This window comes from Paenibacillus sp. KACC 21273 (genome assembly GCF_028736095.1).
Classification (GTDB): Bacteria; Bacillota; Bacilli; order Paenibacillales; family Paenibacillaceae; genus Saccharibacillus; species Saccharibacillus kyungheensis.
In genome coordinates this window covers 727,727-740,278 of sequence record NZ_CP117876.1, presented here as the reverse complement: position 1 = coordinate 740,278, position 12,552 = coordinate 727,727, and the positions used below count along the sequence as shown (strand labels likewise).

9 protein-coding genes are annotated in these 12,552 nt (G+C 40.2%); 1 reads left to right on the top strand and 8 read right to left on the bottom strand.

Annotated elements, in window-relative coordinates; translation table 11 throughout:
• Positions 1-9: 9 nt before the first annotated feature.
• From PQ460_RS03320 to uxaC, 4 genes are all read right to left on the bottom strand, one after another.
• On the bottom strand, positions 10-1,482 hold the full coding sequence (locus tag PQ460_RS03320) for a tagaturonate reductase (protein ID WP_274171791.1): 1,473 nt from the start codon (positions 1,480-1,482) through the stop codon (positions 10-12).
• A 216-nt stretch (positions 1,483-1,698) separates the two neighbouring features.
• Positions 1,699-2,703 carry a LacI family DNA-binding transcriptional regulator gene (locus tag PQ460_RS03315; RefSeq protein ID WP_274171790.1) on the bottom strand — a complete coding sequence of 335 codons (1,005 nt, stop codon included), beginning with the start codon at positions 2,701-2,703 and terminating at the stop codon, positions 1,699-1,701.
• 145 nt (positions 2,704-2,848) lie between these two features.
• The gene (locus tag PQ460_RS03310) at positions 2,849-4,246 is read right to left on the bottom strand and encodes an MFS transporter (protein ID WP_273613722.1); all 1,398 of its coding nucleotides are present in this window, start codon (positions 4,244-4,246) and stop codon (positions 2,849-2,851) included.
• 238 nt (positions 4,247-4,484) lie between these two features.
• Positions 4,485-5,909: a glucuronate isomerase gene (gene uxaC / locus PQ460_RS03305; protein WP_274171789.1), complete on the bottom strand. Its 1,425-nt coding sequence runs from the start codon at positions 5,907-5,909 to the stop codon at positions 4,485-4,487.
• Between the two features lie 257 nt (positions 5,910-6,166).
• Here uxaC and PQ460_RS03300 point away from each other — a divergent pair, with 257 nt between their 5' ends.
• Positions 6,167-6,808, top strand: a complete 642-nt coding sequence (locus PQ460_RS03300) for a pentapeptide repeat-containing protein (protein ID WP_274171788.1) — start codon at positions 6,167-6,169, stop codon at positions 6,806-6,808.
• A gap of 185 nt (positions 6,809-6,993) precedes the next feature.
• Here PQ460_RS03300 and argH read toward each other — a convergent pair whose 3' ends face one another.
• The 4 genes from argH to PQ460_RS03280 form a co-directional block, all read right to left on the bottom strand.
• A complete protein-coding gene (gene argH / locus PQ460_RS03295; RefSeq protein WP_274171787.1) occupies positions 6,994-8,400 on the bottom strand; it encodes an argininosuccinate lyase in 1,407 nt (468 codons plus the stop codon).
• A gap of 9 nt (positions 8,401-8,409) precedes the next feature.
• Positions 8,410-9,660 (bottom strand): argininosuccinate synthase, encoded by a 1,251-nt coding sequence (locus tag PQ460_RS03290; protein ID WP_069328524.1) that lies wholly within the window; start codon positions 9,658-9,660, stop codon positions 8,410-8,412.
• A gap of 122 nt (positions 9,661-9,782) precedes the next feature.
• Entirely contained in the window at positions 9,783-10,751 is a 969-nt protein-coding gene (gene argF / locus PQ460_RS03285; protein ID WP_274171786.1) for an ornithine carbamoyltransferase, read from the bottom strand.
• A 24-nt stretch (positions 10,752-10,775) separates the two neighbouring features.
• Positions 10,776-12,029 (bottom strand): acetylornithine transaminase, encoded by a 1,254-nt coding sequence (locus PQ460_RS03280; protein ID WP_274171785.1) that lies wholly within the window; start codon positions 12,027-12,029, stop codon positions 10,776-10,778.
• Between the last annotated feature and the right edge of the window lie 523 nt (positions 12,030-12,552).

Below are 12,552 nucleotides of genomic sequence, written 5' to 3'. Positions count from 1 at the left end.
GCGTATCTATTAAGAAGTAGGTGTTGCAGAATGATCCATCAACGCTTGCAAAGCAACGACAATGCCTTGTTGTTGAATATGATACAGATCGTTCGTCACTTGCTCGGTTAAGCCGCTATAATGGTTCAAGTCCATTCCCCAGAAAGATAATTCTCCTAGAACAGTCATAACGAGCTGATGCAGACTTTGTTGGCTGTTATCGCATACTTTCCATAATTCAGCTAACTGTTGTAATACAGCGATATCATCGTTTAACGCGATCGGTTCTCCACTGCGTTCTCCTTTATAAAAAGCGATCAAAGCTGCAAGTGAAAAAACAAGTTTTTGTGGTAATTTGCCTGTCTGTTCGATATAAGCAGTTAGTGTTGGTAGATCACGCGTTTTGAATTTGGAAATACTATTTAGTGAAATACTCATTAGAAAATGTTGTACATACGGATTACGGAACCGTTCCATTACAGCCGCAGCAAATTGCTCTAGCTCTTCTGCCGGCAAATCCAACGTAGGTATAATCTCATCCTGGATCAATGATCGTACAAAAGCGCCTGTCACCGGATGATCGACCGTCTCTGCAACTGTATTTAGACCATACAGATAAGCAACAGGGGTCATAGCGGTATGAGCACCATTCAAAATACGTACTTTACGCGTGCGATACGGAGCCATATCTTCTACGACTTTGATATGCAGACCTGCTTGGACAAACGGCAATTCTTGCTCAATCCAAGACGGCCCTTCGATCACAAGTAAGTGAAATGGTTCACCTACTACAACAAATGAATCTTCATATCCAAGCTCTGCTGTAATCTCAGGCATACGCTGTTTGGGATAACCGGGAACAATCCGATCTACCAGACTGCTACAAAATGTATTTGCTTGATGTACCCATGCAACAAATTCAGGCTCTAAGTTCCACAAGTCCGCATATTGCAACACGATTTTTTTCAGTTCATCTCCATTATGATCTATCAATTCACATGGAAGAATAATAAACCCTTTACTTGCTTCTCCATGAAAATGACGGAACCGACGATACAATAATGATGTTAATTTACCCGGATAACTTTGCTGTGGACGATCTGCTAACTGATCTGTTGGATGAAAAGCAATGCCTGCTTCTGTTGTATTGGAAATGATCCAGCGAAGTTCTGGCTGATAGGCTAAAGCTTCATAGGTTTCATAATGTTCATAAGGATTGATTCCGCGTGTTACAGACTCAATCACTTCATGTGTCTGAGAAGGCTGTCCATCTTGAATACCTTCTAGATATACCGTATATAATCCATCTTGTTCATTGAGTCGTTCAGCCATCCCTGTAGCTAACGGTTGTACGATAACAACTCCTGCATCAAAGTTTGCTTTTTTGTTCATCTGGTGAATCTGCCAATCGGTAAAAGCTCGCAAAAAATTACCTTCGCCAAATTGCACTACTTTTTCAGTATAGGTTGTAGCAGGGTATGTGGTTCGGTTGAGTGTGTTCATTATAGATCCTCCTGATCGTTGATTTGTTGAACTGTCTATTCTGAATGAATCTTAGATTTGTTTATGAAGTACTTACTAATAATTATAATTTTATGCACACGTTAACAAAGTGAATTAGATCACAATCTTATTATTTATTAAAAAGAGAATTCCGGTGCGTCTACTGATGCTCTGGAATCCTCCTTCTAGCCTAGCTGATGAATATACTTTGAACCTTTATCCCGAATGAACTGCTGTTGATTTACGTTGAATCAATTCAGTTTCGACAAAGATCAATTCTTGTTGGGTTTCTTTCTCACGAATCTGTTCTAATATTTTCTCTGCTCCGCGTGCACTAATATCTTCGATCGGACGCTTCACTGTTGTTAACGCAGGATTGGTATACATCGAGAAATTAATATCATCAAAGCCGATAATCGATAAGTCTTGCGGTACTTTCAACCCTTGTTCAAATGCCGCATTCATCGCACCAATCGCCATATCATCATTGGAGCAAAATACAGCAGTAGGTGGTGATGATAATGCTAACAATTGTTGCATCGCTTGATAACCGCTCTCTGTATCGTATTCTCCACCGACAATGTATTCTGCTGGAATCGATAATTTGCTTTCTTCCAGCGCTTGTAAAAAGCCTAATCGGCGTTGTTCTGTCGATTTGAAGCTTTTGATTCCTTCTATAATCGCAATCTGCGTATGACCTTGCTGTATTAGAAAATGACCAGCATGATACGAGCCTTCTTTATCATTAGATACAATATTGACTAGATTCGCATCTGGCAGCAGACGATTGAGAACAACAATCGGAATCTCTTGCTCTAGCACATGATTGATAAAGTCGTTATCAGCTTCACTTTGACTCATCAAAATAATGCCATCAAATCGCTTATGATGAATAGAACTGTAATCCAAATAATCATCTATTCCGCGTACAAATAAATTGTATTCAATCCCGATCACACGATTCACCCCGCGAATCGTAGCGGCAAAAAAGCTACTACTTGTACCATTAGAGATACTGGTAAAAAACAACCCGATCGTATGCGATCGCTGTAACACCAGACTTTTCGCATTATAATTAGGGATATAATTAACTTCTTGCGCAATTTGCATAATTTTACGTTTGGTGACCTCTTTAATAAGAGGGCTATTATTAAGTGCACGAGAAACAGTCGTATGAGAAACATTCGCTAGCTTTGCGATATCTTTAATTGTGGCTGCCATATGCATACCTTCCTTTATTCCAGCTTGTCCAATAGAACAGAATAGAGGATACAGTCGTTCCTCTTCTCCTAAGAATAACATATTATGATCTACTCACCATAATACGGATGGTTGCCGGGCGCTATGCGATTGTTCTCACTCTGATTTACTCTAAAGGTTGATGACGCAATTGTAATTCTTCAACGATTTGTTCATGCTTTTTATCTGTTAATTTGTACATTAATCCGATAATTAACATCGCAATCGCTAGTGCAATCGCAGGATACAGACAAAGTAATGCTTTGATCCCGATCTGCGTGCCTACTGTCTGCACCACATTAGGGACATAACCGATCACAGCCAGACCTACCCCTGATAAGAAACCGGATAACGATTGTGCCAATTTACGTGAAAAGTTGAATAATGAATACGTCGTTCCTTCTTTACGTTCGCCAGAAGTCCATTCCCCATAATCGATAATATCGGATACAAACGCCCATGTAACACCATTCGGAATACTGATACCGATAAAAGCAATACTTGCTAAGATTGTGAAAAGATACACATTCGATGGTGCAATAAAGTTGATTGTATCTGCTACTACACTAATGCCAAGCCCGATCATCGCTGTTTTGCGTTTACCAAATCTTTTTACCAGTTTAGGTAAAAATAACACGCCGATAAAGGAAGAGCCGATAATAATAAAGTTCATATACGCCATTAGTTCCACATTACCAAGATTATATTGAGCAAAATAAATCAACATCGCTGATTTGATATTATAAGCTGAAATGGTAAACACCGTCATCAATACAAGCACTAACAGTGGTTTGTTACTGACAAACGTTTTGACTACACTGCCGACCGATAATTTTTCAGAAGGAGCTGCCTGACTAATAATCCGTTCTTTGGTTCCACGGAAGCAGACAATAAAAGCAAGTACTCCAATCACAGACATAATTCCCATAACCACTGGAAATCCTACAGATGGATTAGCGAAATGCACAATCAAAGGCATCACAATAACACTGGTCACGAATAGTGCTCCAAGCGAACCGGCTTGACGGAATGAAGATAACGATGCTCGTTCAATCGTATTCTGAGTGATCGATGCTCCAAGTGAACCATAAGGAATATTAACAAATGAATAGCCAATTCCCCAGATCATATAAGACGCATACGCATAAATTAATTTACCGGTTACCGATAGATTAGGTGAGATAAACGTAAACACTGTAAGAATCGCAAGAATAATACTTCCATAGATCAGATACGGTCTAAATTTACCGTTCTTCCCGATGTTTTTGCGATAATCAATCGATGAACCTACAATCGGATCACAGATCGCTGCAAATAATTTACTGACTAGAAAAATACCTGCTGCTGCGATCGCAGGAATACCAGCAACGTCTGTAAAAAATTTAAGCAGATACAATTGCCCCAGATCAAACATAAATCCGTTCCCAAAGTCCCCCATACCGTATGAAATCTTTTCTTTGAGACTGATCTTGCCGTCAATTACATTTTCTTCTGCTTTGACCCCTTTTAATGTAGCTACTCCCATGTGACACACCCCTTGATTTGATAAAATCAACCGCTTACAATACGGATACGATTTGGTTCTTCTACTACCCGTTGTTATACTTATGGCATTCATAATAACTTTGCTATCACACATTCATATATTGTGAAATTAATCACATAATCATTTAAAATAAAGATCGCTTTGACTGCATACGCTAGAACATTACTATAATAGATCACTTATTCTAGCAGTCAGCCAAAGCGATTCTTGTATCTTTTTATTGCACAGACACTACAGCAGGAAAATTAAAGTACTGCTCTGCATTCGTATAACAAATGCCTTCAACGATACCGCTTAACAATTCCATATCATCAGGAACTTCCCCTTGCTCTACCCATGTTCCTAATAGATCACATAACAGACGGCGGAAATATTCATGACGGGTATACGATAAAAAGCTACGTGAATCGGTTAGCATCCCTACAAAACGTGCTAACACACCCATATTGGCTAACAACTTCATTTGTTCATGCATACCATCACGATGATCGTTGTACCACCATGCTGTACCGAACTGAATTTTGCCAGCGATTCCACCGCTCTGGAAGCTACCTGCTGCACTAGCTAATACAGGGTAATCATTCGGATTCAGTGAATACAAAATCGTTTTCGGTAATGCTCCTGCCGATTCCATTGCATCTAGTAACGATACTAATGGTTTGGCGATCAATCCATCATTTACGGAATCATAACCGGTATCCGGCCCTAACTTACGGAACATCGATGTATTGTTGTTACGTAGCGCATGAATATGGAACTGCATCGCCCAATCCAGTTCAGCATACAATTGACTTAAAAATACAAGTGTATACGATTTGTGCTTCGCTTCTTCTTCACTGCTTACTTGTCCTTGCTCTAATACTTTGGCAAAAATCTCATTCACTTCTGCTTGCGTCGCTTCTGCAAAAACAACCGTATCCAATGCATGGTCAGATACCCGTCCACCTGCCGCATGGAAAAAGCGAACTCTTTGCTCAAGCGCTTTCAAAAAGTCATCATAAGTGCGAATATCTGAACCATACACCGCTACTAATTGCTCTAACCACGGACGGAAAGTTGCACGATTAATTTCTAATGCTTTATCCGGGCGGAAGCTTGGCAACACCGCTGTAGAGAAATCGCTTAATTCACGAATCTGTGCATGATAACCAAGATCATCAACCGGATCATCGGTTGTACACACTACAGTTACTTTCGATTTGGTAATCAGATCACGTGCTCCGAATCCTTCTCCTTGTAACTGTTCATTTACTTTTTGCCAGATCTGCGGAGCTGTCTTTTCACTTAATAATTCTTCTACTCCGAAAAAGCGTTGTAATTCAAGATGAGTCCAGTGATACAGTGGATTGCCAATCAATTGCGGTACTGTTCTTGCCCACGCTAGAAATTTGTCGTAATCATCGGCATCGCCTGTAATATATTTTTCTTCTACACCATTTGCACGCATAACCCGCCATTTGTAATGATCGCCGTACAACCATGCTTCTGTAATATTTTTAAACGTTTTGTTCTCCAAAATTTCTTGCGGACTTAAATGACAATGGTAATCAATAATCGGCATATCTTTGGCTACTTGATGATACAGTTGGATCGCTGTATCACTATGTAACATAAAGTTTTGATCCAAAAATTTAGCAGTCATTGTATTCCTTCCTTTCGTTGATTCAGCAATGTTTATTCATTTTGTTAACGTGAACATTTACAGTCTTATTGTATCTCTTTTTGTAGAATACGCAATAGGATTTCGATATTTTTATTGTTACAGTTATATGAACTAAGAAGTGCTGTTATTGTAACAGATATCACAGCAAAATCATAATCTAGGCACCGAGTCATAGAATAACCACTTATCGTTGATATACAATAATAACAATCCCAATTCAGGAGGTACATGTACATATGAATATCCCAATCGAAGCACCCAAGATTCCTCAGCATTTAGAAGCTTTACATGAGCCTTTATACACATTGCAATCCAAAGACGAATTCAGCCATGCCAGAATAGAACATTTCACCATTGATCGTCAGGAAGCACAGCGTGTTTCTTTTGACAAAACAATCTTTGAACATGTAGATATGATCGAGTCTCATTTAGCTGAAATTGAACTGACCGATGTAATATTTGATCAATGCGATCTGTCTAATATTCCATTTCCTCGTTCATTTGTACATCGTACTGAATTTCGCAACTGCAAATTAATCGGTACCGATTTTGCTCAAAGTCGATTGCAAAATGTTCGTTTTACTCATTGTGTTGCTGATTATTCTGTATTTCGCTTTTCCCAGTTCAAACGTGTTCTTTTTGAAAATTGTTCATTGCTTGGTGCTGATTATTGTTCATCGGTATTTAACTCTGTTTTTTTCGAACAATGTCAATTAGATACAGCGATGCTGTCAGGTACTTCGTTAGATACAGTTGATCTGAGCACCTGTGATTTCACAAGTTTGCAGATTGAGATTGAAGATTTACGCGGATGTATTATATCGTCTTATCAAGCTTCTTCATTTGTAGGACTAATGGGGTTGGTGATCAAATCGTAATATTCAAAAAGGACAACCAGCATCAGCATGGTTGTCCTTTTTGAGATGACTTTTTTTGAAATGATAGGTTAAAAGCAATAAGAATAGAGAGGATCAACATGAGACATCATCCACACTCCAACCCTGCTCTATTCTATGCAAAATTATTAAGCGATTGTTCTGCTTTACCTATATGTTCATGTATTCTACTGCACATGACCTTCTAGCCATGTTACAGTGTGCGTTAATTTATCTTCAGCACGTTTAATAGCTGCTGCTACCTGTACGGTTGCTGTACCGCCGTATACATTACGTGCATTCACGACAGCTTCTGGTTGCAACACTGCGTAGATACTATCGTCGAACAATGGAGAGAAGTTTTGGAATTCTTCCAATGTTAGATCTAGCAAATATTTGCCTTCTTGAATACAGTATAAGACCGTTTTACCAATCACTTCATGAGCTTGACGGAAAGGCAACCCTTTGCCTACCAGGAAGTCTGCAATATCAGTCGCATTGGAAAAGTCTTTATTAACCGCTTCACGCATCCGTCCTGTATTGACCTTCATCGTAGCGATCATCGGAGCAAATAATTGAAGTGCACCTTCCAAAGTCGCTACGGTATCAAACATACCTTCTTTGTCTTCTTGCATATCTTTGTTATAAGCAAGCGGCAACGATTTGAGTACAGTTAGTAATCCGATCAGATTACCGTATACACGACCGGTTTTACCACGTACCAATTCAGCAACATCTGGATTTTTTTTCTGTGGCATAATACTGCTACCGGTACAGAACGCATCATCCAATTCAACAAAGCTAAATTCAGTACTGCTCCATAACACTAACTCTTCACATAGACGAGAAAGATGCGTCATAATTAATGAAGCCCCTGCAAGAAATTCCACGATAAAGTCACGATCACTTACTGCATCCAGACTATTTTCGTAGACTCCATCAAAGCCTAATTGCTCTGCTACATAATGACGATCGATCGGGAAAGTCGTTCCTGCGAGTGCACCTGCACCCAGTGGCAATACATTGATCCGCTTGTAGCTGTCTTTCAGACGATCGATATCACGCTCAAACATCGAGACATATGCCATCAGATGATGAGGGAAAAGGATCGGTTGAGCCCGTTGTAGATGCGTATATCCCGGGATAATCGTATCCATATTGCTTTTCGCTTGTGTAATCAACGATTCTTGTAACGCATGCAGTAGTCCTGTTAACTCCAAGACACGCTTACGCAAATATAAATGCATATCGGTAGCCACCTGATCGTTACGACTACGTCCAGTGTGTAATTTACCACCAACAGCGCCTACTTCTTCGATCAAGTGCTTTTCAATATTCATATGAATATCTTCATCAGAGACCGAAAATTGAATCTCGCCTGCACGAATTTTTTCCAATACTTTGTTCAGTCCGTTTTTGATGATTTCTACATCTTCAGCAGGAACGATTCCGCATTTGCCTAGCATACTTACATGTGCCAGACTGCCTTGAATATCTTCTTCTGCCAAAGCTTTATCAAAATTAATCGAAGCTGTATATTCTTCAACCAGATGATTCGTTTGCTTGGTAAAACGTCCGCCCCATAATTTACTCATATTGGTGACTCACTCTCCTTTATCCGCTTGAGCTGCTTGACGCACACCTGCGCCTACACGTAGACGAAGAGCATTCAATTGGATAAAGCCTGCTGCATCCCCTTGATCATAAGCATTGGTTGGATCAGCTTCCATCGTTGCAATTTCAGGGTTATACAGGCTGTATGGACTGCTTAGACCTGCTGCAATAATATTGCCTTTGTATAATTTCACACGTACGGTACCTGTTACATTTTTTTGGCTTTCTGTAACAAGCGCTTGAAGAGCAAGACGTTCCGGTGCGAACCAGAAGCCATTGTATACTAGATTGCTGTAACGTGTAATCAACGAATCACGCAGACTCATCACTTCACGATCCATCGTTAATGATTCTAATTTACGGTGAGCTGTGAATAGAATTGTTCCACCCGGTGTCTCATATACGCCGCGGCTCTTCATACCGACAAAACGGTTTTCCACCATATCGACACGACCGATACCATGTTTACCACCAAGCTCATTCAATTTCTCCATCGCTGCTAGCGGAGTTAATTTTTCTCCATTAAGCGCAACACAGTTACCATTTTCAAATTCCAAGTCTAACATTTCGGGTTGATCGGGTGCATCTTCTGGAGACACGCTGAGTAAGAACATATCTTTGTTGCTTTCTGCACTTGCATCAAAGTTCGGATCTTCCAGCACACCACTTTCATAACTAATATGTAGCAAATTACGATCTGTTGAATATGGTTTCGCTGCTGAAGCTGTGACAGTAATACCATGTTTTTCAGCATACTCAATCATTTCTGCACGTCCCGGGAATTGATCACGGAATGTTTCTAAGCGCCATGGAGCGATAACTTTGATCTCAGGAGCTAGAGCCGCTGCATTCAATTCAAATCGAACCTGATCGTTTCCTTTACCTGTTGCACCGTGAGCGATAGCCATAGCACCTTCAGCACGCGCAATCTCAACCATACGCTTCGCAATCAGTGGACGAGCAATACTTGTACCTAATAGATATTGCCCTTCGTATAGCGCTCCTGCTTGGAACATAGGATAGATAAAGTCTTCGGCAAATTCTGCACGTAGATCATCAATATAGACTTTGGAAGCACCTGTTGCTAACGCTTTTTCTTCCAATCCATCCAATTCATCCGCTTGTCCGATATCTGCGGTAAATGCGATAATCTCTGCATCGTACGTTTCTTTTAACCATTTCAAAATGATAGACGTATCCAGTCCACCCGAGTATGCAAGTACAATTTTATTTTTAGCCATAGTAATGTGTTCCCTCCATTTTCCTTCTTGTCAAAATCGCAGTTGTTTCTTTATTTTTCATCTTCAATGATCTTGCTTTATTGTTCCAAATTCAAAGTAACGATAAGTATACTTCGTTTTTGTTATCCGATCAAAGCCGCCATAATTGCTTTTTGTGCATGTAGACGATTTTCTGCTTCATCAAAAATGACACTGTTCGGTCCATCGATCACACCTGCACTCACTTCTTCACCGCGGTGAGCAGGAAGGCAATGCAAGAAGATATAATCGGATTTCGCATGACTGACCAATTCTTCATTGACCTGATAATCTTTGAAAGCTTGTTCCCGAATCTTCTGCTCTTCTTCAAAGCCCATACTTGCCCAAACATCGGTATAGATTACATCTGCATCTTGCACCGCTTCTTTCGGATCACGTACGACTTTGATGATTGCTCCACTTTCAGCCGCTAAGGCTTCGCACTGTTTTACCACTTCAGGATCAGGCTCATAGCCTTCTGGACTAGCTACATACACATCCAGACCTACACGTGCGCCACCGATCATCAGCGAGTGTGCCATATTGTTACCGTCTCCGATATAAGCTAATTTCAATCCTTTGAGTTTGCCTTTGCTCTCGACAATCGTCTGGAAATCAGCAAGCACCTGACAAGGATGCCCTAGATCACTCAGTCCGTTAATCACAGGAATATCTGCATATTTCGCTAGTTCCGTTACATTTTCATGCCCAAACGTACGAATCATAATCCCATCGAGATAACGAGACATCACACGCGCTGTATCGGCGATAATCTCTCCGCGTCCCATTTGGATATCGTTTTTACTCAAGAACAACGCATGTCCTCCAAGTTGGAAAGTACCTACTTCAAAAGATACCCGGGTACGTGTCGAAGATTTCTCGAAAATTAATCCGACTGTTTTACCTTCGAGTGGACGATACGATTCTCCTGCTTTTTGCTTGCGTTTCAATTCTATCGCTAGATCGATCAGAAAATGAATTTCTTCTGCCGTATAATCGCTTAATTCTACGAAATCTTTGCCTTTAAAATGACTAAGCTCTAATGAGCTGTTTTTCGATACTGTATCTGTCATTGGTGTGAACCTCCATCCTTCTGTTTATTTACCATTGAGCTGAGTCTGACTATTTACAATCGGCGCATAGGCTTCGATAATCTCTTTAATTCCATTGACTGCTTGATCAACTTCTTCTTTAGTGACCAGTAGATTAGGTAACAGGCGAATCACATTAGGTCCTGCTGTAATAAACAACAATCCTTTTTCTTGTCCCACTACAACCAATTCTCCAACAGGCCCATCACATTCGATACCGATCAATAATCCTTTACCACGAATATCTTTGACAAATGGATGATGACCGATCTTCTCTTGTAATTGTTGTTGTAAATACGTTCCCATTGTAGCGGCTTGTTCTACCACATTGTGTTCTTGCATCGTTTCGATCGTAGCGATAACAGCGGCTGTAGCTAGAGGTGTTCCTCCAAATGTAGAGCCATGACTGCCTGCGACAAAAGCTTCTTTCAGAAATGCTTTACCGACTAATGCGCCAATCGGGAAACCACTTCCTAGCCCTTTAGCTAATGTGAAAATATCCGGTTCGATTCCATAATGCTCATAGGCAAACATTTTGCCTGTACGTCCCATACCTGTCTGTACTTCATCAATAATGAGTAGCAATCCATGTTCATTACACAGGTCTACAATATGTTGCATAAATTCAGGTTCTACTGGATAGACGCCACCTTCAGCCTGAATCATTTCGATCATAATCGCTGCTGTATGTTCGTTAACAGCTGACTTCAGTGCATCCAGATCATGTAAAGGTACAGTCACAAATCCAGCAGGCAATGGATGGAATCCTTCTTTGACTTTATCTTGTCCGGTAGCTGTCAATGTAGCCAGCGTACGACCGTGAAATGATTGCCGGAACGTAATAATTTCGTAGCGTTCTTCACCTTTGACTTTTTGTTGATATTTGCGAGCTAACTTGATTGCCCCTTCATTCGCTTCGGCTCCACTGTTACAGAAAAATACTGCATCACCACAGCTATGATCGGTAATTAATTTCGCGGCTTGCTCTTGATTCGGAATATGAAACAGATTCGATGTATGCCACAGTTGATCCAACTGGTTTTTGAGTTTATCAATCACAGCGTCCGGTGCATGACCTAGATTCGTCACAGCAATTCCGCACATGAAATCGAGATATTTCTTACCATCGGTATCCCACAGATAACTGCCTTTTCCTTTAGCAAAAGCGATAGGATAACGCGCATACGTCGGAAATAAAGAACTTTCAGATTGCTCGGTTTGTGTTGGTTGTGCAGATTGACTGCTGATCGGATTAGCCATGCTGGTCACGCTCCTCATAAATAGTGTGTGATTTGAAAAACGAATGGGAATGGAGTGGTATGCAGAGACCGTTCCAAAAATGGATTTGTTCTTGTCGTCGCTGTTGAGGTGGTATCCTTTTGATTCCGCTTTGCGGTAAGGATACCACCTCAAAGGCGAGCGCTTCGCTCTTTCAGAATCAAATCCATTTTTTCCACTCTGTGCATATAACCTCATTTTAAGATCGTTTTTAATTTTACAGGTGGAGTGGCAGGGTAGTTCAATTTCTTGGATTTAGTTTTTAGATTTAGTTCTTTAATTTTGGATTAGTGAAATAGATTTAATAGTTTAAAAGCTGATTAGTTAAAATACGCTAATCTGGATTCGTACTTTTGCACATATAATTAGTCTTTGCAAGATTTATTGAAGTTAGATACACAAATACATAATAATATGGTACATGTACTTTGAATGAGATTGAATATCTTTAAGATACTAATCAAAATAAACAGGAATTTTTAATAATAGATACTGTTTATCATCT

Coding starts and splice junctions, on each gene's coding strand:
- PQ460_RS03320 (WP_274171791.1), bottom strand. CDS start 1,482: ATGAACACACTCAACCGAACCACATACCCTGCTACAACCTATACTGAA.
- PQ460_RS03315 (WP_274171790.1), bottom strand. CDS start 2,703: ATGGCAGCCACAATTAAAGATATCGCAAAGCTAGCGAATGTTTCTCAT.
- PQ460_RS03310 (WP_273613722.1), bottom strand. CDS start 4,246: ATGGGAGTAGCTACATTAAAAGGGGTCAAAGCAGAAGAAAATGTAATT.
- uxaC (WP_274171789.1), bottom strand. CDS start 5,909: ATGACTGCTAAATTTTTGGATCAAAACTTTATGTTACATAGTGATACA.
- PQ460_RS03300 (WP_274171788.1), top strand. CDS start 6,167: ATGAATATCCCAATCGAAGCACCCAAGATTCCTCAGCATTTAGAAGCT.
- argH (WP_274171787.1), bottom strand. CDS start 8,400: ATGAGTAAATTATGGGGCGGACGTTTTACCAAGCAAACGAATCATCTG.
- PQ460_RS03290 (WP_069328524.1), bottom strand. CDS start 9,660: ATGGCTAAAAATAAAATTGTACTTGCATACTCGGGTGGACTGGATACG.
- argF (WP_274171786.1), bottom strand. CDS start 10,751: ATGACAGATACAGTATCGAAAAACAGCTCATTAGAGCTTAGTCATTTT.
- PQ460_RS03280 (WP_274171785.1), bottom strand. CDS start 12,029: ATGGCTAATCCGATCAGCAGTCAATCTGCACAACCAACACAAACCGAG.